Here is a 24,340-nt window from a genome sequence, read left to right on the forward strand (position 1 = left end):
TTGGCACGCTGTTGAGTTCTCAAGGTGCGGACGCTTCCTTCGTTCCTGTTTCCAGGCCCTCCGGGCGCTTCCTTCGTTTCCGACTCTATCAGATCCTTTCGGCGTCTGATTCCCAGTCAGCGGGATTTGTCTTTCCGGCTGTTGGGCCGTTCCGACGAGTGAGACTTTAGCGGATTCCCTGCCCCCGACGCTAATCGGGCGGCTTGCGCTCAGACCTTCGAACGCGAATTCCTCATTTCGCAAAAACGCACGGAAAGAACGACGGCGCGGCAAAGCGCTGTCGGCTTCAGAGGTTCTTGCGGAATGGCTGTCCGGGGCCGACCGGGGTCGGTGCTCACGTCGGACAACTCGGAGAACACTACGGATCGAGGGGGGCCGTGTCAACCCTGGTCCTGGGGGGTCCCGCTGACCGGGTGACGGAAGGCGTGGCGGTAGTCGCGGGGGCTGGTGGCGAGGTGGGAGGCGAAGTGCTGGCGCATGGTGACCTCGCTGCCGAAGCCGGCGCGGCGGGCTACTTCGGGGAGGGGGTGGTCGGTCTGTTCCAGGAGCTTCTGGGCTGCGGCCACGCGCTGGGTGATGAGCCAGTGGAGCGGGGTGGTGCCGGTCGTGGCCTGGAAGTGGCGGGCGAAGGAGCGAGGGGACATGCCGGCGTGGGCGGCGAGGCTGCCGACGGTGTGGGGTTCGTCGAGGTGGGCCAGGGCGTGGGCGCGGACGGCGGCGAGGGCGTCGGCGTCGCGGTCGGCGCGGGGGGTGGGGTGCTCGATGAACTGGGCTTGGGTGCCCGTACGGAAGGGGGCGGTGACCATCGAGCGGGCGATGGTGGCGGCGGCTTCGGCTCCGTGGGCGGTGCGGACGAGGTGGAGGCAGAGGTCGATGCCGGCGGCGGTGCCTGCCGAGGTCCAGATGCCGGAGTCCTCCACGAAGAGGGCGTCCGCTTCCACCTGGACGGCGGGGTGGCGGGCGGCGAGGGTCGGGGCCAGGTGCCAGTGGGTGACGGCGCGGCGGCCGTCGAGGAGGCCGGCGCGGGCGAGGACGAACGCGCCGGCGCAGAGGGAGGCGACCGGGATGCCCGTGGTGTGCGCCCGGCGGAGGGCTTCGAGGACGGGGGCCGGGAGCTCGGCGTCGGGGTCCTCGATGCCGGGGACGAGGACCAGGTCGGTGGTGGTGAGGTCGTCCAGCCAGTCGAGCGCGCGGTCCGGGGTGAGCGTGAGTCCCCCACGTAGCGGAATGGGGGTGTGCGGGTCGGCGGCGGCTCGGCGGAGTTCGAAGGGCGGGACGCCTCGGGGGGTGCGGTCGCTGTCCCAGACCTCGGTGATGACGGAGACGTCGAAGGCGCGGACTCCGGGGAAGACGAGGAGTGCGATGCGCTGGGGGCGGGGGGTGGGGGACGGCGGTACGGAGGGCACGTGTGGCACGTTTGGCAGTAAATCATCGATCGCTGTCATTCGCCGGTATGGGAGAGGGCGGGTGGCGGCGGGAGGATCGATGGCATGGAGATCAACGAGAACGCGGCGCTGGTGGTCATCGACGTGCAGAAGGGTTTCGACGACGGGTTCTGGGGGCGGCGGGACAACCCGGACGCCGAGCGGAACATCGCGGCCCTGATCGACGGGTGGCAGGAGACGGGACGGCCGGTCGTCTTCGTACGGCATGACTCGCGGCAGTCCGGGTCGCCGCTGGAGCCGGGGACCGTGGGGAACGAGTTCAAGGACTTCGTCGAGGAGCGGCGGGGGAAGGGCACCGGGGCTGAGGTGCTGGTGACGAAGAGCGTGAACTCGGCGTTCTACGGGGAGCCGGATCTGGACGCCTGGTTGAAGGGGGCCGGGGTCGAGCAGATCGTGGTCGTGGGGATCCAGACCAACATGTGCAACGAGACGACGGCCCGGATGGGCGGGAACCTCGGCTACGACGTGCTGTTCGCGCTGGACGCGATGCACACCTTCGACCTGGCAGGGCCGTTCGGCTGGACGCAGACGGCGGAGGAGCTGACCCGGGCGACGGCGGTGTCGCTGCACGGTGGGCGGTTCGCCCGGGTCGTGACCACGGAGGACGTGCTGAAGGGCGCGTCCGTCGAGTCGGGCAGGCCCTAGGCGGTCAGCTGTTGCCGGAGGCGAGTTCGCGGCTGCGGTCGCGGGCGGCTTCGAGGGCGGCGATGAGGGCGGCGCGGACGCCGTGGTTCTCCAGCTCGCGGATGGCGCTGATGGTGGTGCCGGCCGGGGAGGTCACGGCTTCGCGGAGCTTGACCGGGTGTTCGCCGCTGTCGCGGAGCATCACGGCGGCGCCGATGGCGGCCTGGACGATGAGGTCGTGGGCCTGGGCGCGGGGCAGGCCGAGGAGGATGCCGGCGTCGGTCATGGCTTCGACGAGGAAGTAGAAGTAGGCCGGTCCCGAGCCGGAGAGCGCGGTGGCGGCGTCCTGCTGGGACTCGGGGACGCGGAGCGTCTTGCCGACGCCGCCGAAGATCTCCTCGGTGTGCGCGAGGTGCGCGGGGGTGGCGTGGCTGCCGGCCGAGATGACGGACATGCCCTCGTCGACCAGGACGGGGGTGTTCGGCATGACCCGGACGACCGGGGTGCCCGAGGTCAAGCGCTCCTCGATGAACGAGGTGGGGATGCCGGCCGCTGCGCTGATGACCAGACGGTCGGCGGCGACATGCGGAGCGAGCTCGTCGAGGAGGCGGCCCATGTCCTGCGGCTTGACGGCCAGGATCAGCGTGTCGGCGCGCTTGGCGGCCTCGGCGTTGGTGACGGTCTCGACGCCGTAGCGGGTGCGGAGCTCCTCGGCGCGTTCGGCGCGGCGGGCGGTGACCAGGAGGTTCGCGGGGCGCCAGCCGGCGCGGATCATCCCGCTGAGGAGCGCTTCACCGATCTTGCCGGTGCCGAGGACTGCGACGGTCTGGGTCATGGCTCTGTTCACCTCGCCGGAGGGGGTACGTGTCGTCATCCTCGCACCGGTGGGCCGGGAGGTGTGCGGGTGTCCGAGGGGCGGTCACGCGGTGCCGTCACGCGGTGCGGCGGCGGAGGGTGGCGGCGCCCAGGCCGAGGACGAGGAGGCCGCAGCCCGCGACGACGAGGACGTCGCGGACGAAGTCGCCGGTGATGTCGGGGTGCCGGAGGACCTCGTTCATGCCGTCGACGGCGTACGACATCGGCAGCACGTTCGAGATCGCCTCCAGGGCCGGGGCCATCTGGTCGCGCGGGGTGAACAGGCCACAGAGCAGGAGCTGCGGGAAGATCACCGCCGGCATGAACTGCACCGCCTGGAACTCCGAGGCCGCGAACGCCGAGACGAACAGTCCCAGCGCCGTGCCGAGCAGCGCGTCCAGGAGCGCCACCAGGAGCAGCAGCCACGGCGAGCCGACGACGTCCAGGCCGAGGAACCACACGGCGATGCCGGTCGCCAGGGCGGACTGCACGATCGCCAGGAGCCCGAAGGCGAGCGCGTACCCACCGATCAAGTCGGCCTTGCCCAGCGGCATCGCCAGCAGGCGTTCCAGAGTGCCGGAGGTCCGTTCGCGGAGCGTCGCGATCGACGTCACCAGGAACATCGTGATGAGCGGGAAGATCCCGAGCAGCGAGCCGCCGATGCCGTCGAAGGTCTGCGGGCTTCCGTCGAACACGTAGCGCAGCAGGACCAGCATCACGCACGGCACGAAGAGCAGCAGCGCGATGGAGCGCGGGTCGTGGCGGAGCTGGCGGAGTACGCGGGCCGCGGTGGCGGTGGTGCGGGCGGGGGTCATCGGCGGGGCTCCTTGGGGGCCGTTGCTTTGCCGGGGGCCGTTGCTTTGCCGGGGGCCTTTGAGTTTTCGGGGTTGTCGGGGGGCTCGTGGTTCTGGTGGGCGGCTCTTGCCGCGGCGGCGTCCACCAGGTGGAGGAAGGCCTCTTCGACGGTGGCGGTGTCGTTGCGGCGGCGGAGGTTCTCCGGGGTGTCGTCGGCGAGGATCTCGCCCTCACGCATGAGCAGCAGCCGGTGGCAGCGCTCGGCCTCGTCCATCACATGGGAGGAGACGAGGAGCGACGTCCCCCTCTCCGCGGCGATCCGGTGGAACAGGTCCCACAGGTCCCTGCGGAGCACCGGGTCCAAGCCGACGGTCGGCTCGTCCAGAACCAGGAGCTCCGGGGTCCCGAGGAGCGCGACGGCCAGCGACACCCTGCTCCGCTGCCCTCCCGACAGCCGGCCGGCGAGCGCGTCCGCGTGCGACGTGAGGTCGACGTCGGCGATGGCCCGCGCCACCGCCTCCCGGCGGTCGTGGCGTCCGGCCCGGCCGGGGAGCAGCACCGCCGCGAAGTAGTCCAGGTTCTGGCGGACGGTCAGGTCGTCGTACACCGAAGGCGCCTGCGTGACGTACCCGATGCGGGAGCGGAGTTCCGGCGCGCCGGCGGGGTGGCCCAGGACGTCCAGCCTGCCGGCGACCTTGGCCTGGGTGCCGACGATGGCTCTCATCAAAGTCGTCTTGCCGCAGCCGGAGGGACCCAGGAGGCCGGTGATGCGGCCCGCCTGGACCGTGAAGTCGAGCGAGCGGAGGACTTGGCGGGTGCCGCGGGTGGCGGTCAGGGCCTGGGCGGTGATGGCGGGGGGTGGGGTGGTGGGTGCGGTGGGGTGGGGGGTGGGTGCGGTGGTGGGGGTGGCGGGGTCACCCGTCGGGTAATTCACCATGTGATGAATAGTGCGCTTGGGGGTGGGCGGGGTCAAGGACCTGGGTGGGATTTGGGGGTGGGGCGGGGGTGGGGCGGGTTGGTGGTGGTGGGGGTTGGTGATGGGGTGGGCCGCTGCGGGCCGGTGGGGGTTGTGCCCACCCGTTCCGCCCTTGCGGAACAGATGCCCACAACCCCGGGGCGGGCGGGTCGCGCTGGGGCGCGGGGCCGTGGCGGGGCCGTGCAGGCCGGTGGCGCGCGGGAGGGCGCAGGCCCCGGGCGTGAGGCGGGGGCGCCCCTGAGGCGGCGCGGCCGTAGGGCGGCGCGGGGCCGGGGGTACAGGGTGGTGGTCGGCAGAGGATGCGGGGACAGGGGCCGTAGCCGCGGGGCGGGCCGCGGGCCTGACGCAGGGAGCGCAGGGCGGCACGGGTCGGGGGAGATGCGCGGGCCCTGGCGGGCTAGCCCGCGGGTCGCGGCCCTGACGCGGCGGGGTCGGTACGGGCCCACAGGGCGGGGCGGAAGGTGGAGGGGCAGGGCTCTTGGGGGCCAGGCCGCGGTTCTGGCGCGGCCTGCGCCCTGCGGGGCGGCGCGTGTCTTGGGGCGCGGGGAGGCGCAGACGCGGGGGCGCGGGGCCGGAGCGCCAGGACCGAGCAGTGAGGCGCAGAGACGCGAGGCGCTGGCGCGGGGGTCGAGCGTAAGGGCCGAACGCGGGCCGAGACGCGGGCCGAGACGCAGGGCGGGGCCGGACGCACGGACCAAAGCGCGCGGCGCAGAGACACGAGGCGCTGTCGCGGAGGCAGGGGCACGGGGCGGCTCGGGCGCGGAGGCCGGAGCGCGAGGCGCAAGGGCCGAGGCGCGGGCGCGAAGCGCCGAGCTGGAGGGCCGAGGCGTGGGCGTGGTCCTGGAACCGGGGCGCGGGCATGGGGCCGGGCGCGGGCATGGGCCTGGGGCGTGGGCATGGGCCTGGGGCGTGGGCGCGGGCGTGGGCGTGGGCCTGGGGCCGGGGGGCCGGAACGCGGGTACGCGGGGACCGGAGCGCATGGGCCGAGGCGCAGGGCCGGAGCGCAAGGACCATGGCACGGCGCAAGGGTTGGGACGCCGGGCCGGGGCGCAAAGACCAAGGCCCGGGGGCACGAGGGGGCCGAGGCGCGGGGTGCGAGGGCCGAGGCGCGGCGCGGGCACCGGAGCGCGAGGACCTGGGTGCAAGGGCCAAGGCACGGGGGCGAGGGCAGGAGAGCGGACGCAAGGGCCAAGGCCCGGGCCCCGAGGGGCGGGCGCAGGGGCCGGAGCGGAGGGCCGGGGTGCAAAGGCCAAGACGCAAGGCCCATGGCGCGGGGGTGCAGGCGCGGGAACAAGCGCCGGAGAGGCCGGCCGGCGACGGCCCGTCGGACACCAGAGCGCAAGGCCCGGGGTGCAAGGCCAAGCCGCGAGGCGCGGAGCGCGGGGCCGGGGTGCAAGGGCCACGTGCGAGGCGCGGGACCCAAGGGGCGAAGCGGGGCCCCGAGGGCCGGGGCGCAGGGACCAGTGGGAGGGCCGGGATGCAAAAGCCAAGGCACAAGGCCCGGGGAGTGAGGGCCGGGGCCCAAAGGCCAAGGCGCGGGGCCGGGAGGGCAAGGGCCAAGGCCGAAGCGCGAGGCCCGGGGGGCGAGGCGCGAGGCCCGGGGGGGGCGAGGCGCGAGGCCCGGGGGGGGGGCGAGGCGCGAGGCCCGGGGGGGGCGAGGCGCGAGGCCCGGGGGGGGCGAGGCGCGAGGCCCGGGGGGGGCGAGGCGCGAGGCCCGGGGGGGCGAGGCGCGAGGCCCGGGGGGGGGCGAGGCGCGAGGCCCGGGGGGGGGCGAGGCGCGAGGCCCGGGGGGGGCGAGGCGCGAGGCCCGGGGGGGGCGAGGCGCGGGGGCAAGGGCCAAGCGCGGGGCGCGGGGGCCTGGCCGCAGGGGGCTCAGCGTGAGGCGTGAGGGGCGGGAACCGAGGCGGGGGGCCTGGGTGCATGGGGCTCAGCGGGAGGTGGGGGGTTATTTGCGTTTGCGGGGGTGGCGGGTGGAGGGGTTGTTGGAGCGGGGGGTGCGGCGGGTTTGGTGGCGGGTGAGGGCGGATTGGTGTTCGTGGCGGTGGAGGGATTCGCCGGGGGCTTCGAGGAGGCAGCGGAGGGAGTAGGCGAGGAGGGAGCCGATGAAGCCGATGGCTTTGAGGCTGCGGAGGGATTCCTCGCGGGCGGGGTCGGTGGGGCGGCGGGTGAAGCCTTCCCAGGTCTTGCGGAAGGCGATGGCGCTGCAGATGGCGAACATGACGACGACGAGGATGTTGACGATGCCGCCGACGTCGGCGATCTGGAGGCCTTGGTAGGCGAAGCGCAGCACGAGGCAGGCCGCGACGGCGGCGGCGAGGGAGCCGAGGGCCAGGCCGGCGCGGCGCAGGGCGTAGCCGTCGGTGTGGTCGACCCAGGACGTGCCGAAGAAGCGGATCGGCTCCGGCTGCGGCCCGGTGGGCGTCTTGCGGGTGGTCTGCTCGTCGTCGCTCACGAGGTCGATTATCCCCGGGCGGCGACCGGAAGGGCTCAGGTGCAGCGCGGTGCGACCATGTCGTCGCTGCCTGTGTGGACGTAGGCGTCGGAGACGTACTCGCCGGGGGCTATGTTGTCCCAGAGGTTGGTGGTGCCGTAGGGGCCGCTGATCCACTCGCCGTACTTCTGGCAGTTGATCGCGACCGTGGCGCCGAGCGGCAGGACGCGGACGATCGGGTACTTGGTGCTGGGGCCGGAACGGACGTTGACCCGGTAGCCGGGTGCGAGGTCGTAGCGCGTGCTCATGGTGTTCTCCCCCTGTGGCGCAAAAGCGCTCCGCTGAGTTTCACTCTCCGCGACGCGCAGGCTAGCAAGCTCCACCGGGTTCGCGGGCACCATGGACTAGGCTCCGTCGGGTCGCGCAGGTGCGCGCGAGGTGACGGGGAATCACACGGGGGTGGGCGATGCCACCGTTGCGCGGTACGGGTTCCGAGCAGGAAGCGGAGGGGCCCGAGTTCGCGGGCGACTACCGGCTCCAAGCGTGTCTGGGGGCCGGCGGCATGGGCGTCGTACACCTCGCGGCATCGGCTTCGGGGCTGCGGCTCGCGGTCAAGGTCGTACACGCACGGTATGCGGAGGACCCCGAGTTCAGGGCGCGTTTCCGCCAGGAGGTCGCGGCGGCGCGGCGGGTCAGCGGGGCGTTCACCGCGCCGGTCGTGGACGCCGACCCCGATGCCGTACGCCCCTGGATGGCCACCCTCTACGTGCCGGGGCCGACCCTCGCCGACCAGGTGAAGCGGAACGGGCCGCTGTCCCCCGCCGAACTGCGCCGGCTCACGGCAGGACTCGCCGAGGCGCTGCGGGACATCCACCGGGCGGGGGTCGTGCACCGGGACCTCAAGCCCAGCAACGTCCTGCTGACGGACACCGGGCCGAAGGTGATCGACTTCGGCATCTCCCGGCCGGTGGACAGTGATCTGCACACGGAGACGGGGAAGCTGATCGGCTCGCCCCCGTTCATGGCGCCGGAGCAGTTCCAGCGCCCGCGGGAGGTCGGTCCGGCGGCGGACGTCTTCGCGCTCGGTGCCGTCCTGGTGCACGCGGCGACCGGACACGGGCCGTTCGACTCCGAGAGCCCGTACATCGTGGCGTACCAGGTGGTCCACGACGAGCCGGATCTGGCCGGGGTGCCGGCGGAGCTGGCGCCGCTGGTGGCGCGCTGCCTCGCCAAGGACCCGGCCGAGCGGCCGACCCCGGCCCAGATCATGTCGGCGCTGCTGCCGCCCTCGTACGAGGCGGAGGCGTTCATACCGGCGCAGCGGCGGCGGCCCGCCCTGCCGGACGAGGAACCCGGGCACGCGCCCGCGTGGGACGCCGACACGCGGGTACGGGCCGGCGCGCCGGCCACCCGTCGCCGGGGTCCCCGCCTCGGGCGGATCCGGCCGCGCCCGACGCTCGCCGTCGCCGCCGTGCTGGCGCTGACCGGAGCCGGTGTGTACGCGGCGCTGAGCGCGCCGGCGGGCGGCGCGCCCGCGGCACCCGACCGCCCGGACGCGGTGGCCGACGAGTTCACCGGCTGGCACACGGAGCTCCAGAAGCTCGGCCCCAAGGCCGCTCCCGCCTGCGCCCACGACGCGGGCGCGCTGTACTGCACGGCCCGGGGCGTCGCGCTCTCCCGGCTCGACCCGGTGACCGGGGCGGTCCTCTGGTCGCGGACCTCCCCCATCGAGCAGGGCTCCCCGCAGACGCCCTCGGTGCTCGGCGACGGCCGGCTGATCGGCGCGGCCGCGCCCGCGGGCCCCCTGCGGGCGTTCGGCGCCGAGGACGGAGGCCCCGGCTGGAGCGCCCGGGCCGAACTGCCCGAGGAGTACCGGCCGGCCGGGTCCGCCGTCGTCCTTTCCGACGGCACCGGCGGCCTGCGGGCGATCGACAGCCGCGGCGGCAAGGAGCTCTGGCGGCACGGCGCGGCCGGCTTCGGCGTCCCGCGCCTGGGGGCGTACGACGCTCCGTCCGGGCTCCTGCCGCTCTCCGAGGCCTCGCTCGACGCGCGGCACACCGAGGTCGGCGCGCTGCGCCCGGCCAGCGGCGAGGTGGCCTGGCACCGGACGCTGGACGGCAACCTCGACCTGCTGGGTCGTACCGGCGACGGCACCCTCGTCCTCGCCTCGCTCTACGACACCGGGGTGGTCGACGCGCTGGTGCTCCTGGGCCCTGGCGACGGCGGTCGCGGAGCCGTACGCCGGCTGGCGCTGCCGAACCGGATGGACCTCCGGGGCGTCGCCGTGAGCGGAACCGTCGTCCATCTCCTCGAAGGAGACGGGCACCTCACGGCCTTCGACACCGCCGCCGAGAAGGGGCGGATGCTGTGGGACCTGCAGACGGGCGCCGGGAACGTCTCCCCGCCCGTCCTCGGCCCCGGCAACCGTCTGTACTTCTCCGCCCAGGACGGCCGGCTCCTCGCGGTCGACACCGCGCGCGGGGCGCTCATCGGGCAGACCCGGCCGCGGCTGCAGAACGGCCGCCTGGAGTACGCGCCCTCGGTGCCCTCGCCGCTGGTCGCCGGGGACCGGGTGTTCGGTACGGCTCCGGACGGCTCCGTGTTCGCGGTGGACGCGCGCGAGCCCGCGGCCTGGTGAACGCGGGAGCGTGAGCGCACGAGAAGGGGAGCGGACCCGAGGCCCGCTCCCCTTCCCGTATCGCTGTGAGTCGTATTGCTGTGAGTCGTATCGCTGTCAGTCGTGGCGCTGTCAGTCGTGGCGCCGCCGGGCTCAGCCGAGCTTCGTCACGTCCCTGACCGCGCCCTTGTCGGCGCTGGTGGCCATCGCGGCGTAGGCGCGGAGGGCGGCCGAGACCTTGCGTTCGCGGTTCTTCGGCGCGTAGACGCCGCCGAGGGCCTCGCGGCGGGCGGCGAGGGTGGCGTCGTCGACGAGGAGCTCGATCGAGCGGTTCGGGATGTCGATGCGGATGCGGTCGCCGTCCTCGACGAGGGCGATCGTGCCGCCGGACGCGGCCTCCGGGGAAGCGTGGCCGATGGAGAGGCCCGAGGTGCCGCCGGAGAAGCGGCCGTCGGTGACCAGGGCGCAGGCCTTGCCCAGGCCGCGGCCCTTCAGGTACGAGGTCGGGTAGAGCATCTCCTGCATGCCGGGGCCGCCCTTGGGGCCCTCGTAACGGATGACGACGACGTCGCCCTCCTTGACCTCCTTGAGGAGGATCTTCTGGACGGCCTCGTCCTGCGACTCGCAGACGACGGCCGGGCCCTCGAAGGTCCAGATCGACTCGTCGACGCCGGCGGTCTTCACGACGCAGCCGTCGACGGCGAGGTTGCCGTGCAGGACCGCGAGGCCGCCGTCCTTCGAGTACGCGTGGGCCGCGTCGCGGATGCAGCCGCCGGCCGCGTCCACGTCGAGGGCCTCCCAGCGCTCGGACTGGGAGAAGGCGGTCGCGGAGCGGACGCAGCCGGGGCCCGCGTGGAACAGCTCGACGGCCTCCTCGGAGGCGGCGCCGCCGCGGACGTCCCAGGCGTCCAGCCACTCCTTGATGGAGCGGGAGTGGACGGAGTGGACGTCCTCGTTGAGCAGGCCCGCGCGGTACAGCTCGCCGAGGATGGCGGGGATGCCGCCGGCCCGGTGCACGTCCTCCATGTAGTACGTGCGGTCCTTGGCGACGTTCGGCGCGACCTTGGCGAGGCAGGGGACGCGGCGGGAGACCTCGTCCATGTCCGGCAGGCCGTAGCCGACCTCGGCCTCCTGGGCGGCGGCGAGGAGGTGGAGGATCGTGTTGGTCGAGCCGCCCATGGCGATGTCGAGGGCCATGGCGTTCTCGAAGGCCGCGCGGGTCGCGATGGAGCGGGGCAGGACGGAGGCGTCGTCCTCGTCGTAGTACCGGCGCGTGATGTCGACGACCGTGCGCGCCGCGGCCTCGTACAGCTCCTTGCGGGCGGTGTGGGTGGCGAGCAGCGAGCCGTTGCCGGGGAGGGAGAGGCCGATGGCCTCGGTCAGGCAGTTCATCGAGTTGGCCGTGAACATGCCGGAACAGGAGCCGCAGGTCGGACAGGCGTTCTCCTCGATCCGGAGCATGTCCTCGTCCGAGATCGCGGGGTTCACGGCGTCGGACATCGCGTCGACCAGGTCGAGCGTGCGGACGGTGCCGTCGACCAGGACCGCGCGGCCGGCCTCCATCGGGCCGCCGGAGACGAAGACCGTCGGGATGTTGAGGCGCAGGGCGGCCATCAGCATGCCGGGGGTGATCTTGTCGCAGTTGGAGATGCAGATCAGGGCGTCGGCGCAGTGCGCCTCGACCATGTACTCCACGCTGTCCGCGATCAGGTCGCGGGAGGGCAGCGAGTAGAGCATGCCGCCGTGGCCCATCGCGATGCCGTCGTCGACGGCGATCGTGTTGAACTCGCGGGCGATGCCGCCGGCGGCCGTGATGGCCTCGGAGACGATCCGGCCGACCGGCTGGAGGTGGGTGTGGCCGGGGACGAACTCCGTGAAGGAGTTGGCGACCGCGATGATGGGCTTCCGGCCGATGTCCGCGCCGGGTACACCGGAGGCGCGCATAAGGGCGCGGGCGCCCGCCATGTTGCGGCCGTGGGTGACTGTGCGGGACCTCAGCTCGGGCATCGTCGCTCGCTCCTCGTGATGGGTGTGCTTGCATTCGAGCGTACGCCGACGCTCCAAGATCTGGACAGGGTGTCCGGGATACGGACGGGGTGTTCAGCTTTCGGTCAGCCGGCGGCCGTTCCGCCTTCGGTCAGGTAGCGCTGGAGCGTCGGGGCCACCTGGGCCACGATCTCCTCCGGGTCCGCCGAGGCCAGCGGCTCGACCTGGATCACGTACCGCATGATGACGATCCCGATCATCTGCGAGGCCGCGAGCTCCGCGCGCAGGGCCGGGTCCGGTACGTCGAGCTCGGCCGCGATCCGCTCCAGGAGCCGGCGCAGCACGAAGCTCCGCAGCACCTTGGCGGCGGCCTCGTGGGTCAGCGCGGAGCGGACGGTCGCGAGCAGCGGGGCGCGGCTGACCGGGTTCTCCCAGACGCCGATGAAGAAGCGGGCGAGCCGCTCGCCGAGCGCGTCACGCGGTCCCGCGACGATCGACGGGACGACGGCGGCGGGCTCGAAGGACACCTCGATCGCGGCGGCGAAGACCTCGTCCTTCGTGCCGAAGTAGTGGTGCACGAGCGCCGGGTCCACGCCCGCCGCCCTGGCGATGCCGCGCACCGACGCCTTGTCGTAGCCGCGCTCCGCGAACTCGGCGCGGGCCGCGTCCAGGATGCGTTCGCGCGCGCCGGGGCCGCTCTCCTCCTCCGTACGGGAGGGGCGGCCGCGCCGGCGGGGGGCCGCTCCGGTCACGGTCGCGGCACCCGGGAGGTGCGGGTGGCGGCGGAGGCGAGGTGGAGCCGGGTGAAGGCGAGGGCCTCCGCGAGGTCGGCCTCGCGTTCGGCGGCTGACATCGCCCGGCGGGTGTTGACCTCGATGACGACGTGCCCGTCGAAGCCGGTGAGCGCGAGGCGCTCCAGGAGCTCGGCGCAGGGCTGCGTGCCGCGCCCCGGGACCAGGTGCTCGTCCTTCGCCGAACCCTTGCCGTCGGCGAGGTGGACGTGGCCGAGCCGGTCGCCCATCCGGTCGATCATCGCGAGGGCGTCCGTACGGGCGGTCGCGGTGTGCGAGAGGTCGACGGTGAAGTGCCGGTAGTCGTCCTTCGTGACGTCCCACTCGGGGGCGTACGCGAGCATCTCGCGGTCCTTGTACCGCCACGGGTACATGTTCTCGACGGCGAACCGCACGTCCGTCTCGTCGGCCATCCGCCAGATGCCGGTGACGAAGTCCTTCGCGTACTGGCGCTGCCAGCGGAACGGCGGGTGGACGACGACGGTCGACGCGCCGAGCCGCTCGGCGGCCGCCTGGGCGCGCTGGAGCTTGACCCACGGGTCGGTGGACCAGACGCGCTGCGTGATGAGGAGGCAGGGGGCGTGCACGGCCAGGATCGGGACCTGGTGGTAGTCGGAGAGCCGGCGCAGCGCCTCGACGTCCTGGCTGACCGGATCGGTCCACACCATGACCTCGACGCCGTCGTACCCGAGGCGCGCGGCGATCTCGAAGGCCGTCGCCGTCGACTCCGGATAGACCGAGGCCGTCGACAGGGCGACCTTCGCATCCGGGATGCGCACCACTGGTTCTGCCACGGGGACAGGGTACGGGGCGGGCCCGGCGGCCGGAGGGTGGTTCCGGTCACGCCCGGCCCCGTACGGCGGGGGCGGCGGGGTCGTACGGCAGGGGCGGCGGGGGCCATACGGCACCGGGCGGCGGGGTCCCGTACGACACCGGGCGACGGGGTCCCGTACGACACCGGGCGACGGGGTCCGTACGGCACCGGGCGGCCGGGGGCTTCTCAGCGCTCCGGCAGGTGGTCGAGGCGGCGGAGGATGACGCCCTCGCGGAGGGCCCAGGGGCAGATCTCGAGCTCCTCGACCCCCAGCAGGTCCATCGCGCCCTCGGCGACCAGCGCGCCCGCGAGGAGCTGTCCCGCGCGGCCTTCCGAGACGCCGGGGAGGGCCGCGCGCTCGGGGACGGTCATCGCGGCGAGCCGCGGGACCCACTCCTCCAGGGACTTGCGGGACAGGATCCGCTGGACGTAGAGGCCCTCGCCGGAGCCCGGCGCGCCGGCGATCCTCGCCAGCTGCTTGAAGGTCTTCGAGGTGGCGACGACGTGGTCGGGGCGGCCGAAGCGGCTGAATTCGCCGACCGTACGGGCGATCTGGGCGCGCACATGGCGGCGCAGCGCCTTCACGTCGGCGGTGTCGGCGGGGTCGCCGGGCAGCCAGCCGGCGGTCAGGCGGCCGGCGCCGAGCGGCAGGGAGACGGCCGCGTCCGGGTCCTCGTCGATGCCGTAGGCGACTTCGAGGGAGCCGCCGCCGATGTCGAGGAGGAGGAGCTTCCCTGCGGACCAGCCGAACCAGCGGCGCGCGGCGAGGAAGGTGAGCCGGGCCTCCTCCTCGCCGGTGAGGACCTGCAGGTCGACCCCGGTCTCGTCCTTCACGCGCGCGAGGACGGCGTCGGCGTTGCTGGCCTCGCGGACGGCCGAGGTCGCGAACGGCAGCACCTCCTCGCAGCCCTTGTCCTCGGCCGCGTGCAGCGCGTCGCGGACCGTGGCGATCAGCCGCTCGACCCCGTCGGGCGCGATCGCCCCCCGCTCGTCGAGGAGTTCGGCGAGCCGGAGCTCCGCCTTGTGGGAATGGGCGGGCAGCGGGCGTGCGCCGGGATGGGCGTCCACCACCAGGAGGTGCACTGTGTTCGAACCGACGTCGAGGACTCCGAGTCTCATGGGCGGAACGCTACTGCTCCGGCCCGCATACGCTTGGTGTTGTGCCAAAGACGAAGAAGGCGAAGCCGGGCAAAAGCGGTGAGGGCGACGGTGGGGTGAAGGCCGCCAGGGTCGCGCATGCGGCGAAGGCGGTGAAGGTGGGGAAGCGGAAGAAGGGGGAGCCGGACGAGAAGGGGCTCGACTTCGCGCGCGCGTGGGTCGAGTTTTCGGATCCGGCGGATGAGGAGCAGGTCTTCCGCTGCGATCTGACGTGGCTGACCTCGCGTTGGACGTGCATCTTCGGGAACGGCTGCCAGGGCATCCAGGAGGGGCGGGCGGACGACGGCTGCTGCACGCTGGGGGCGCACTTCTCGGACGAGGACGACGAGAAGCGGGTCGCGGAGCATGTGGCGCGGCTGACGCCGGAGCTGTGGCAGTTCCACGACGTCGGCAGCGAGTCGGGCTGGGTGCAGCTCGACGAGGACGGCGACCGGCAGACCCGCCGCTGGGAGGGGTCCTGCATCTTCCAGAACCGGCCCGGTTTCGCGGGTGGCGCGGGCTGCTCGCTGCACATCCTGGCGGTCAAGGAGGGCCGGGAGCCGCTGGAGACGAAGCCGGACGTGTGCTGGCAGCTGCCGGTGCGCAGGACGTACGACTGGATCGACCGGCCGGACGACAGCCGGGTGCTGCAGGTGTCCATCGGCGAGTACGACCGGCGTGGCTGGGGTCCCGGCGGTCACGACCTGCACTGGTACTGCACGACGGCGACCTCGGCGCACGTGGGTGCCCAGCCGGTCTACGTCTCGTACAAGCCGGAGCTCGTCGAGATGATGGGCGAGGAGGCGTACGGGGTCCTGGTCGGGATGTGCGAGGCCCGGCTCGCCTCGCAGCTGCCGCTGGTGGCCCCGCATCCGGCGGATCCGGTCGGCTAGGGCCTGTCCGGCGGATCAGGGTCGGACAGGCCCTGGACGGGCCCAGGGAGCCGGACGCCTGCTAGGAGCCGGGTTGTCCCTCCGTCGATGACGGGGGCGGGCCGGGGTCCGAGGTGGTGGGCGGGGGTTCCTCGGTGGTCGGCGGGGGTGTCGTGGGGTCCGGGGTCGGTTCCGTGGTGGGCGGCGGGGTGGTGGGCTCGGTCGTGGGCGGAGTGGTCGGTTCCGTGGTGGGCGGCGGGGTGGTGGGCTCGGTGGTCGGCGGGGTGGTCGGCGGGGTCGTGGGCCGCGTCGTGGCCGGCGGGGGTGTGATGACCCGGTCGTCGGTGGGCGGGGGCTTGCGGTAGCCGTCGATCCTGACGACGGCGCCGGACGGGTTGACGCCGATCCGCGCGCTCCACGCGCCCGCGGGCTCGCGGGCGTGGTCGACGCGGACGGTGAGGGTGACCGACTCGCCGGGGCGGAGGGTGCCGGAGGCGCGGGTCACGTACAGCCAGGGGGCGTCGGTCCACAGGGACCAGGCGACGGGGGAGCCGCCGGAGGCGGTGAGGGTCAGCAGGGTCACGTCGCCGTGGCCGCGCGCGGAGACGGTGATCCAGCCGGCGGCGGGCGCGCCGGGGCGGGCCGGTTCGGTGGGGCCGCCGGGGCTGACCACCTCGACGGAGACGTCGGGGGCGCGGCTGCCGCGGGTGAAGCGGGGTTCGGGGGTGGTGCGGGCGTTGCCCGCGTTCTCGTAGCGGTCGTAGGGCCGGCCTTCGGTGCCGGCCGGTTCGTCGGCCTCGCGGGCGCTGACCCGGGCGCCGTCGCGGCCGGCGGTGTCCGCGGCGGGGGTGCCGCGGTAGGAGGTCCACAGGGCGAGGACGGGGGCGGCGACGACGGCCGCGACGACGGTGGTGGTGACGGCGCGGGCCCGCATCCGGTCGCGGCGGGCCACGTGGTCCTTGGGGTCCATCGGGAAGCCGGTGGCGGCGAAGCGCGGGGCGCCGGCACGCGCGCGTGGGACGTGCAGCATCGCCATGTAGGCGGCGGCCCTGGGCGCCTCGACGAGCGGCAGTTTCGCCTGGGCCGGCTCGGTGGCGCCGGGCCAGGGGCCGCCGGCGCCGACGCGCTCGGCCACCCGGCGGCAGCGGGGGCAGTCGTCGACGTGCCGGACGAGCTCGGCGCGCAGGGCGGCCGAGAGGAGCACCTGGTGGTCGCCGGTGAGCCGGGCGACGGTGGGGCAGCCACCGGTCTCGACGACGGCGAGGGCGGCGCGGGTCCGCTCGACCTCGCAGCCGGCGGTGGCGAGGAGCTCGCGGGCGGCCTGCGGGTCGAGGGAGAGCACGGCGGCGACCTGGCGGCGGCTGAGGCCGTGCCGTACGGCGAGTTCGAGGGCCTCCCGCTGTTCGGGTGTGGTGCCGGCGGCCTCGGGCCAGGCGAGTGCGGCGAGTTCGGCCCGGCGGCGGTCGGCGGTCTCCTCGGAGACGCGGGGCGGTTCGGGTGCGGTGACGGCGGGGCGGCCGGTGTGGGCGCCCTGGCGCTTGCGGCGCTGCTCGCCGAGGCTGCGCAGGCAGGCCCAGCGGGCGAGCGCGTAGAGCCAGGCGGTGCGGCCGTCCTCGTCGGAGGGGCAGCGGCCGTGGTGGCGCTCGGCGACGGCGAGGACGTCGCCGAGTACGGCGGTCGCCGTGTCGTGGTCGCACAGCACGGAGAGGCAGTACGTGAAGAGGCCGTCGAGCGCGGCCTCGTAGCGCGCGGGGGGTCGCCGGCCGAGCGTGCGCGGTCCCTGGTCCGCGGCGCGGTGCGCCCGGTGGGCGCCGGTGGTGCCTGTGGAGGAATCCAGCCTGCTGCTCGTCACTGGGTGACCGTAGGCAGGGCGGAGGGCACTCTTCGTACCGGTTGAGCCATTCTCATTCTTACGGGTGAAGCTATCGCTCGAAAGAGGACAGGAACCCGGCGTTCCGGTGCCGCGGGGTTCCCCCTGTGGAGGACCGCGGCCCGTTGTCGGTGGGGGCCGCTACGGTGTGGGACATGGCTGCCCGTACGAAATCCGCCAAGGACAGGCCGTCCTACCGCTGCACCGAGTGCGGCTGGCAGACGGCCAAGTGGCTCGGCCGTTGCCCCGAATGCCAGGCGTGGGGGACGGTCGAGGAGTACGGCGCGCCCGCCGTCCGGACGACCGCGGCGGGTCGCGTCTCCAGCGCCGCGCTGCCCATCGGGCAGGTCGACGGCCGGCAGGCGACCGCCCGCTCGACCGGGGTCGACGAGCTGGACCGGGTCCTCGGCGGAGGGCTGGTGCCCGGCGCGGTGGTGCTGCTCGCGGGCGAGCCGGGCGTCGGCAAGTCGACGCTGCTGCTCGACGTGGCGGCGAAGGCGGCCAGCGACGAGCACCGCACGCTCTACGTGACGGGCGAGGAGTCCGCGAGCCAGGTGCGGCTGCGCGCGGACCGGATCGGCGCGCTGAGCGATCATCTGTACCTGGCGGCCGAGACCGACCTCTCGGCGGTCCTCGGGCACCTCGACGCCGTGAAGCCCTCGCTGCTGATCATGGACTCGGTGCAGACCGTGGCCTCCCCCGAGATCGACGGCGCGCCGGGCGGCATGGCCCAGGTCCGTGAGGTCGCGGGGGCGCTGATCAGGGCCTCCAAGGAGCGGGGCATGTCCACCCTTCTCGTCGGCCACGTCACGAAGGACGGGGCCATCGCGGGTCCCCGGCTCCTGGAGCACCTGGTCGACGTGGTGCTGAGCTTCGAGGGCGACCGGCACGCGCGGCTGCGGCTGGTCCGCGGCGTGAAGAACCGGTACGGGGCGACCGACGAGGTCGGCTGCTTCGAGCTGCACGACGAGGGCATCACGGGTCTCGCCGACCCGTCGGGGCTCTTCCTGACCCGGCGTGACGTGGCCGTGCCGGGCACCTGTCTGACAGTGACCCTGGAGGGCCGCCGCCCGCTGGTCGCCGAGGTCCAGTCGCTGACGGTGGACTCCCAGATCCCGTCGCCGCGCCGGACCGTCTCCGGTCTGGAGACGTCCCGGGTGTCGATGATGCTGGCGGTCCTGGAGCAGCGGGGCCGGATCAGCGCGCTGGGCAAGCGGGACATCTACAGCGCGACCGTGGGCGGTGTGAAGCTCACCGAGCCCGCCGCCGACCTGGCCATCGCGCTCGCGCTCGCCTCCGCGGCGAGCGACACCCCGCTGCCGAAGAACCTGGTGGCGATCGGCGAGGTCGGGCTGGCGGGCGAGGTCCGGCGGGTGACGGGCGTGCAGCGCCGGCTGGCCGAGGCGCACCGGCTCGGATTCACGCACGCGCTGGTCCCCTCGGACCCGGGCAAGGTGCCGCCGGGCATGAAGGTGACCGAGGTCGCGGACATGGGCGACGCGCTGCGGGTGCTGCCGCGCAGTCGCCGCGCGAAGGCTCCGGAGAGCGCGGAGGGTTAGCGGGCGCTCAGGGTGGGGACCCCTTTCGGACCACCCCGGATCGGTCGTGGGCGGAGGGCGGCGGGGTGGTGTCGCTAGACTTTGCCCTGGTCTCGCCCATCCGTACGAGCCGGAGGAGTGCAGTGGCAGCCAAGGACGGGGCAGCAGCTCCTGGAAAGTCCGGCGCGGGCTCCGGCAACGAAGCGCTGATGCGCGCCGCCCTGAGCGCCGTCGCGCCGGGCACCGCGCTGCGTGACGGCCTGGAGCGGATCCTCCGGGGGAACACGGGCGGTCTCATCGTGCTCGGCCTGGACAAGACGGTCGACTCGATGTGTACCGGCGGTTTCGTGCTGGACGTCGAGTTCGCCGCCACGCGCCTGCGTGAGCTGTGCAAGCTCGACGGCGCGCTCGTCCTCGACAAGGACATCACCAAGATCCACCGGGCGGGCGTGCAGCTGGTCCCGGACGCCTCCATCCCGACCGAGGAGACCGGCACCCGCCACCGCACGGCGGACCGGGTCTCCAAGCAGTGCAACTTCCCGGTCGTCTCGGTCTCCCAGTCGATGCGGCTGATCGCGCTGTACGTGAACGGCGAGCGCCGGGTCCTGGAGGAGTCGGCGGCGATCCTGTCCCGTGCCAACCAGGCCCTCGCGACCCTGGAGCGGTACAAGCTCCGTCTCGACGAGGTGGCCGGCACGCTGTCCGCCCTGGAGATCGAGGACCTGGTCACGGTCCGGGACGTCACGGCGGTCGCGCAGCGCCTGGAGATGGTCCGCCGGATCGCCACCGAGATCGCCGAGTACGTGGTGGAGCTCGGCACCGACGGCCGGCTCCTCTCGCTCCAGCTCGACGAGCTGATCGCGGGTGTGGAGCCGGAGCGCGAGCTGGTGATCAGGGACTACGTCCCGGAGCCGACGGCGAAGCGGTCCCGCACGGTCGCCGAGGCGCTGACCGAGCTGGACGCGCTGACCCACGCCGAGCTCCTGGAGCTGCCGATAGTGGCGCGGGCCCTCGGTTACAGCGGTTCCCCGGAGACCCTGGACTCGGCGGTCTCGCCGCGCGGCTACCGGCTCCTCGCGAAGGTGCCGCGGCTGCCGGGCGCGATCATCGAGCGTCTGGTGGAGCACTTCGGCGGGCTGCAGAAGCTCCTCGCGGCGAGCGTCGACGACCTCCAGACCGTCGACGGCGTGGGCGAGGCCCGTGCCCGCAGTGTCCGCGAGGGCCTGTCGCGGCTGGCGGAGTCCTCGATCCTGGAGCGGTACGTCTAGCTGCTGATACGTATCGCCAAGCGCGTATCGCCAAGCGAAACGACCGAGCGCCCGTACGTCTCCACGTACGGGCGCTCGGTCGTTCGGTGCTCGGGGTCTCTCGGTGCTCGGGGTCTCTCGGTGCTCAGTCGTTCGTGAGCCGGAAGGAGGCCGGGAGGACCTTGGCGCCGGACATGGTGGCCTCGACGAGGTAGGTGCCGGGGCGGACCTGGCCGGCGGGGGCGGTGGCGCACCGGGGGGCGCTGCGGCCGCGGTCCCACTCGACGGTGTGGGTGACGGTGGTGTGGGCGGGGACGTGGAGCAGGACCGGGTTGCCGGGGCGCGGGCAGTCGGCGGAGGACCAGACGTCGTCGTCCTGGTCGTCGCTGATGGTGAGGACGGCGGCGCGGGGCCCGAAGTCGGCCTTGCAGGCGGTGTTCGAGGTGTTCTTGGCGACGAGGTGGAAGCGGGGCTTCTCGCCCGCCTCGTAGGAGACCTTGGTGGTGCGCAGGGTCAACTGGAGTGCGCCCGCAGGGCAGTTCGGGAGGGGGGAGTCGGCCGGGACCTGCTGTCCCGCTCCGGTGCCCGCGCCGCCGTCGCCGCCGGCGCCGTCGGTGTCGCCGTTCTTGCCGGTCGCGCCGGTGGAGTCCGTACCGGCGTCGGTGCCCGCGTCGGTGCCGGTGCCGGGGGTGGTGCCAGAGCCGTCGGAGGCGCCGGTCTCGCCCGACTCGTCGCGTCCGCCGGGCCGTTGGCTGATGGCGGGGCCGGTGCCGGAGGGGCCCGGGGTGATCGAGGGCGGGGTGGGCGAGGAGCCGTTGGCGGCGTCGTTCTTCGTCTTCCCGCCGCTGTCACCGGAGGTGACGGCCCATACGGCGAGCAGGGCGAGGAGCGCCACCAGGCATACCGCGACCGCCCTCCGTCGCCAGTAGATGGTGGAGGGAAGCGGCCCGACCGGATTGCGCAAAGATCCCACGACCCGAACCTTACGAGAGATCCGGCTCAACTCCGGCCCCACCCGCCGCCCGAGACGCCAAGTTTTGCCGATGATCACATCCACGGGTTCCGGGAACTTTTCCCGGGGGCGTGCCTGAAATGGGCGGTAACCGGCGCGAATCGCGAGGTCTCCGCGTCCGTCGGGGGCCGCCGGGGGCAGGGGGCCGGGACGGCGGAGTCCGAATTCCGGTTAGCGTCGTTCCCCATGGACACCCTCCTCGACCTCTCCGACCGTCTGTATCTCGACGTCGCCGACTTCGCCCACTCCACTCCCTCCTGGTTCCAGTGGCTGGCCGAGGTCTGGACCGAGGCCGGACTGCTGCTCTTCGGCGTGCTGTTCCTGGCCGGCTGGTGGCGCTCGCGCGACGGATCGAGCCGGGCGATGTCGCTCGCGCTGCTCGCCCCGCTGGCCACCGCCTTCGGGTACGTGGTGAGCGAGGCGTTCAAGTCGTTGGTGGACGAGGAGCGTCCGTGCCGGGCGGTCGCGGGGGCGCCCGTCTCGCTGGTGGAATGCCCGCCGTACGGCGACTGGTCCTTCCCCAGCAACCACTCGGCCATCGCCGGGGCGGCGGCGATCGCGCTCGCCCTGTCCTGGCGCGGGATCGTCTGGCTGACCGTGCCGATGGCGCTGCTCATGGCGTTCTCCCGGGTCTTCGTCGGCGTGCACTACCCGCACGACGTGACCGTGGGTCTGCTGGTCGGCGCTCTGGTCGCCTTCCTCGTGATGAAGGGCGCCGAGCGGCCGGTGCGGTCGCTGGTGGAGACGGCCAGGTCGAGCCGCAATCCGGCGGTGGCGTGGTGCGCGGGGCGCGGACCGGCGGCGCACGCCGCCGCGCACGCTCCCGCGCACTCCGAGCGGCCCCCGCGCGCACGCCACGGCGCGCACTGATCCCGTCGCGGACGTGCCAGGATCGGGGGTGCCATGACTTCCATCGACACTTCCCCCACGTCCCCGGTCCCCGCGAGCCCCGTGGCCCCGGAGCTCCCCGCCGAGCTGCACGGGCCCGTCCTCGCCTGGTTCGACCGGCATGCCCGCGACCTGCCCTGGCGCCGCCCCGAGGCCGGCGCCTGGGGGGTCATGGTCAGCGAGTTCATGCTCCAGCAGACCCCGGTCGTCCGGGTCCTCCCGGTGTACGAGCAGTGGCTCGCGCGCTGGCCCCGCCCGGCCGACCTGGCCGCCGAGGCCCCCGGCGAGGCGGTACGCGCCTGGGGCCGGCTCGGCTATCCCCGGCGGGCGCTGCGGCTGCACGCGGCGGCCGTGGCCATAACGGAACGGCACCGCGGCGACGTACCGAGCGATCACGGGCAGCTGCTCGCGCTCCCCGGGATCGGGGAGTACACGGCGGCGGCGGTGGCCTCCTTCGCGTACGGGCAGCGGCACGCGGTCCTGGACACGAACGTGCGCCGGGTGTTCGCACGGGCGGCGACCGGTGTCCAGTACCCGCCGAACGCGACCACGGCCGCCGAGCGCAGGCTGGCCCGCGCGCTGCTGCCGGAGGACGAGGGCACGGCCTCGCGCTGGGCGGCCGCCTCGATGGAGCTGGGCGCGCTGGTGTGCACGGCGAAGAACGAGGACTGCGGGCGCTGCCCCATCGCCGGTTCGTGCGCCTGGCGGCTGGCCGGGAAGCCGGCGCACGACGGGCCGCCGCGCCGGGGCCAGACGTACGCGGGCACCGACCGTCAGGTGCGGGGCCGGCTCCTCGCCGTCCTGCGCGAGTCGGCCGACCCGGTGGCGCAGGCGGCCCTGGACGCGGTCTGGGACGAGCCGGTGCAGCGGGCCAGGGCGCTGGACGGCCTGGTCGCGGACGGTCTCGTCGAGCCCCTGGAGGGCGGCCGCTACCGTCTGCCGCTCTCCTGAGGTCCGCCCCGGTAACCGGTCCGTTCCCGCTGTTACACAACCGATGGGTAGCCGTGCGTCCGCCGACGGCTGCCCCGCACAGCTCCGTGACAAGCGCTCCGTAGCGTCGTCGACGACACGAGGACAGAGCTGGTCACGGGGATTCGGAGGCGGTTCGGATGAGGCACGGCGAGGTGCTCGACTTCGAGGAGTACGTACGCACACGGCAGGACGCCCTGCTGCGCAGTGCCCGCCGGCTGGTCGCCGACCCCGTCGACGCCCAGGACCTGCTCCAGACGGCCCTGGCCCGCACCTTCGGCCGCTGGGACGGCATCGCCGACAAGTCCCTGGCCGACGCGTACCTCCGCCGGGTCATGATCAACACCCGTACCGAGTGGTGGCGCTCCCGCAAGCTCGACGAGGTCCCCACCGAACAGCTTCCCGACGCCTGTGTCGACGACGCCACCGAGCAGCACGCCGACCGCGCCCTGCTCATGGACGTCCTGAAGGTCCTCGCCCCGAAGCAGCGCAGCGTCGTCGTCCTGCGGCACTGGGAGCAGATGAGCACCGAGGAGACGGCGGCGGCGCTCGGCATGTCGACGGGTACGGTGAAGTCGACGCTCCACCGCGCGCTCGCCCGGCTCCGCCAGGAGCTGGAGAGCCGTGACCTCGACGCCCGTTCCCTCGGGCGGACCGGGGACGGGGCGACCGTACGAGGTGACGAAGGGGGGTACGCGCGGTGCGCGGCCTAGACGACGGAGCCGAAGGCGGCAGACGCCACGACGGCGACCGCCCTGACGGCGGCCCCTGCGAGCGCGGCGGCGACGACCGGTTCCGGACCGGACGGCGCCGCCCTCGGCGTACCGCCCGGGCGACGGGGCTCACGGCCGTGGCCGGGCTCGTCGGCCTCGGGTTCCTCGCCCTCGCCTCCTGCTCCACCGGCGGCACCGGCTCGCGCGACGAGGGCGCGGCCCGCACCGACGAGGTGGCCGCGGCGGCGCCCTCCCCTTCCGTGTCCGCCACCGAGGGCCCGCAGTCGGCCGAGCGGGTGGATCCGATCGCGCTCCTGAAGGCCGACCCGAAGATCGGCGAGCGGCTGAAGGACGACCTGAAGCCGTGCGTCGCGGACGCCTACCCGGTGGACGCCTCCTACGGAAACCTCACCAACGCCCCCGCGCCTGACGTCGTCGTCAACGTCATGACCTGCGGTGATGCCGTCGGCATCGGCACGTATGTGTACCGCATGCAGGACGACAGGTACGTGAACGTCTACATGGCGGAGGACGCCGCCGTGTACGCCACGATCGACCGGGGCGACCTCGTCGTCACCAAGCAGGTGTACGCGAAGGGCGACCCGGTCGCGTATCCCTCGGGTGAGGACGTGATCACGTACCGCTGGTCGGGGAACAAGTTCACCCAGCACGACTGGGTGCACAACGACTACAGCCGCGCGGTCGGCGACGGTGACGCGGCGACGCCCGCGCCCAGCGAGCCCTCCTCGAACTGAGCGGT

21 protein-coding genes are annotated in these 24,340 nt (G+C 73.7%); 9 read left to right on the forward strand and 12 right to left on the reverse strand.

The window, feature by feature from the left end; translation table 11 throughout:
* Window positions 1–380: 380 nt before the first annotated feature.
* Entirely contained in the window at window positions 381–1,445 is a 1,065-nt protein-coding gene (locus ACZ7G1_RS24830; RefSeq protein WP_470875856.1) for a GlxA family transcriptional regulator, read from the reverse strand.
* A gap of 45 nt (window positions 1,446–1,490) precedes the next feature.
* On the opposite strand from ACZ7G1_RS24830, the gene ACZ7G1_RS24835 reads away from it, so the two are divergent.
* A complete protein-coding gene (locus tag ACZ7G1_RS24835) occupies window positions 1,491–2,090 on the forward strand; it encodes a cysteine hydrolase family protein (protein ID WP_470875858.1) in 600 nt (199 codons plus the stop codon).
* A gap of 4 nt (window positions 2,091–2,094) precedes the next feature.
* On the opposite strand, the gene proC is transcribed toward ACZ7G1_RS24835, so the two are convergent.
* From proC to ACZ7G1_RS24860, 5 genes are all read right to left on the reverse strand, one after another.
* A complete protein-coding gene (proC, locus tag ACZ7G1_RS24840; RefSeq protein ID WP_470875860.1) occupies window positions 2,095–2,904 on the reverse strand; it encodes a pyrroline-5-carboxylate reductase in 810 nt (269 codons plus the stop codon).
* Window positions 2,905–3,001: 97 nt separating this feature from the next.
* The gene (locus ACZ7G1_RS24845) at window positions 3,002–3,739 is read right to left on the reverse strand and encodes an ABC transporter permease (protein ID WP_470875862.1); all 738 of its coding nucleotides are present in this window, start codon (window positions 3,737–3,739) and stop codon (window positions 3,002–3,004) included.
* Window positions 3,736–4,656, reverse strand: a complete 921-nt coding sequence (locus tag ACZ7G1_RS24850; RefSeq protein WP_470875864.1) for an ABC transporter ATP-binding protein — start codon at window positions 4,654–4,656, stop codon at window positions 3,736–3,738. The genes ACZ7G1_RS24845 and ACZ7G1_RS24850 overlap by 4 nt, the downstream gene beginning before the upstream one ends.
* 1,984 nt (window positions 4,657–6,640) lie before the next feature.
* Complete coding sequence (locus tag ACZ7G1_RS24855; RefSeq protein ID WP_470875866.1) at window positions 6,641–7,147, reverse strand: hypothetical protein; 507 nt, start codon at window positions 7,145–7,147, stop codon at window positions 6,641–6,643.
* 35 nt (window positions 7,148–7,182) lie between these two features.
* Entirely contained in the window at window positions 7,183–7,434 is a 252-nt protein-coding gene (locus ACZ7G1_RS24860; protein ID WP_470875868.1) for an SH3 domain-containing protein, read from the reverse strand.
* Window positions 7,435–7,592: 158 nt separating this feature from the next.
* On the opposite strand from ACZ7G1_RS24860, the gene ACZ7G1_RS24865 reads away from it, so the two are divergent.
* Window positions 7,593–9,764, forward strand: a complete 2,172-nt coding sequence (locus tag ACZ7G1_RS24865) for a protein kinase domain-containing protein (protein ID WP_470875870.1) — start codon at window positions 7,593–7,595, stop codon at window positions 9,762–9,764.
* Window positions 9,765–9,896: 132 nt separating this feature from the next.
* Here the strand turns inward: ACZ7G1_RS24865 and ilvD are convergent, their stop codons facing one another.
* The 4 genes from ilvD to ACZ7G1_RS24885 all read right to left on the reverse strand — a co-directional run bounded on the left by ilvD (window position 9,897) and on the right by ACZ7G1_RS24885 (window position 14,453).
* A complete protein-coding gene (ilvD, locus tag ACZ7G1_RS24870; RefSeq protein WP_470875872.1) occupies window positions 9,897–11,750 on the reverse strand; it encodes a dihydroxy-acid dehydratase in 1,854 nt (617 codons plus the stop codon).
* 104 nt (window positions 11,751–11,854) lie between these two features.
* Window positions 11,855–12,481, reverse strand: a complete 627-nt coding sequence (locus tag ACZ7G1_RS24875) for a TetR/AcrR family transcriptional regulator (protein ID WP_470875874.1) — start codon at window positions 12,479–12,481, stop codon at window positions 11,855–11,857.
* Entirely contained in the window at window positions 12,478–13,314 is an 837-nt protein-coding gene (locus ACZ7G1_RS24880) for a sugar phosphate isomerase/epimerase family protein (protein ID WP_470875876.1), read from the reverse strand. The genes ACZ7G1_RS24875 and ACZ7G1_RS24880 overlap by 4 nt, the downstream gene beginning before the upstream one ends.
* Before the next feature lie 206 nt (window positions 13,315–13,520).
* Window positions 13,521–14,453: a Ppx/GppA family phosphatase gene (locus ACZ7G1_RS24885; RefSeq protein WP_470875878.1), complete on the reverse strand. Its 933-nt coding sequence runs from the start codon at window positions 14,451–14,453 to the stop codon at window positions 13,521–13,523.
* A gap of 41 nt (window positions 14,454–14,494) precedes the next feature.
* On the opposite strand from ACZ7G1_RS24885, the gene ACZ7G1_RS24890 reads away from it, so the two are divergent.
* Window positions 14,495–15,364 (forward strand): DUF3109 family protein, encoded by an 870-nt coding sequence (locus ACZ7G1_RS24890; RefSeq protein WP_470875880.1) that lies wholly within the window; start codon window positions 14,495–14,497, stop codon window positions 15,362–15,364.
* 61 nt (window positions 15,365–15,425) lie between these two features.
* Here the strand turns inward: ACZ7G1_RS24890 and ACZ7G1_RS24895 are convergent, their stop codons facing one another.
* Window positions 15,426–17,195: a BACON domain-containing protein gene (locus tag ACZ7G1_RS24895; RefSeq protein WP_470875881.1), complete on the reverse strand. Its 1,770-nt coding sequence runs from the start codon at window positions 17,193–17,195 to the stop codon at window positions 15,426–15,428.
* 173 nt (window positions 17,196–17,368) lie between these two features.
* Here ACZ7G1_RS24895 and radA point away from each other — a divergent pair, with 173 nt between their 5' ends.
* Complete coding sequence (gene radA / locus ACZ7G1_RS24900; RefSeq protein ID WP_470875883.1) at window positions 17,369–18,772, forward strand: DNA repair protein RadA; 1,404 nt, start codon at window positions 17,369–17,371, stop codon at window positions 18,770–18,772.
* 122 nt (window positions 18,773–18,894) lie between these two features.
* Complete coding sequence (gene disA, locus ACZ7G1_RS24905; RefSeq protein WP_470875885.1) at window positions 18,895–20,019, forward strand: DNA integrity scanning diadenylate cyclase DisA; 1,125 nt, start codon at window positions 18,895–18,897, stop codon at window positions 20,017–20,019.
* A gap of 124 nt (window positions 20,020–20,143) precedes the next feature.
* Here disA and ACZ7G1_RS24910 read toward each other — a convergent pair whose 3' ends face one another.
* On the reverse strand, window positions 20,144–20,971 hold the full coding sequence (locus tag ACZ7G1_RS24910; RefSeq protein ID WP_470875887.1) for a hypothetical protein: 828 nt from the start codon (window positions 20,969–20,971) through the stop codon (window positions 20,144–20,146).
* 225 nt (window positions 20,972–21,196) lie between these two features.
* Between ACZ7G1_RS24910 and ACZ7G1_RS24915 the strand changes: the two genes are divergently transcribed.
* From ACZ7G1_RS24915 to ACZ7G1_RS24930, 4 genes are all read left to right on the forward strand, one after another.
* Window positions 21,197–21,880 (forward strand): phosphatase PAP2 family protein, encoded by a 684-nt coding sequence (locus ACZ7G1_RS24915; RefSeq protein ID WP_470875889.1) that lies wholly within the window; start codon window positions 21,197–21,199, stop codon window positions 21,878–21,880.
* A gap of 33 nt (window positions 21,881–21,913) precedes the next feature.
* On the forward strand, window positions 21,914–22,849 hold the full coding sequence (locus ACZ7G1_RS24920; RefSeq protein ID WP_470875891.1) for an HhH-GPD family protein: 936 nt from the start codon (window positions 21,914–21,916) through the stop codon (window positions 22,847–22,849).
* A gap of 158 nt (window positions 22,850–23,007) precedes the next feature.
* Window positions 23,008–23,580, forward strand: coding sequence for a SigE family RNA polymerase sigma factor (locus ACZ7G1_RS24925; RefSeq protein WP_470875893.1), 573 nt, complete (start codon window positions 23,008–23,010; stop codon window positions 23,578–23,580).
* Window positions 23,568–24,335 (forward strand): hypothetical protein, encoded by a 768-nt coding sequence (locus tag ACZ7G1_RS24930; protein WP_470875895.1) that lies wholly within the window; start codon window positions 23,568–23,570, stop codon window positions 24,333–24,335. Before ACZ7G1_RS24925 ends, ACZ7G1_RS24930 begins: the two co-directional genes overlap by 13 nt.
* Window positions 24,336–24,340: the final 5 nt, after the last annotated feature.

Source organism: Streptomyces sp. NPDC037273, assembly GCF_055603625.1.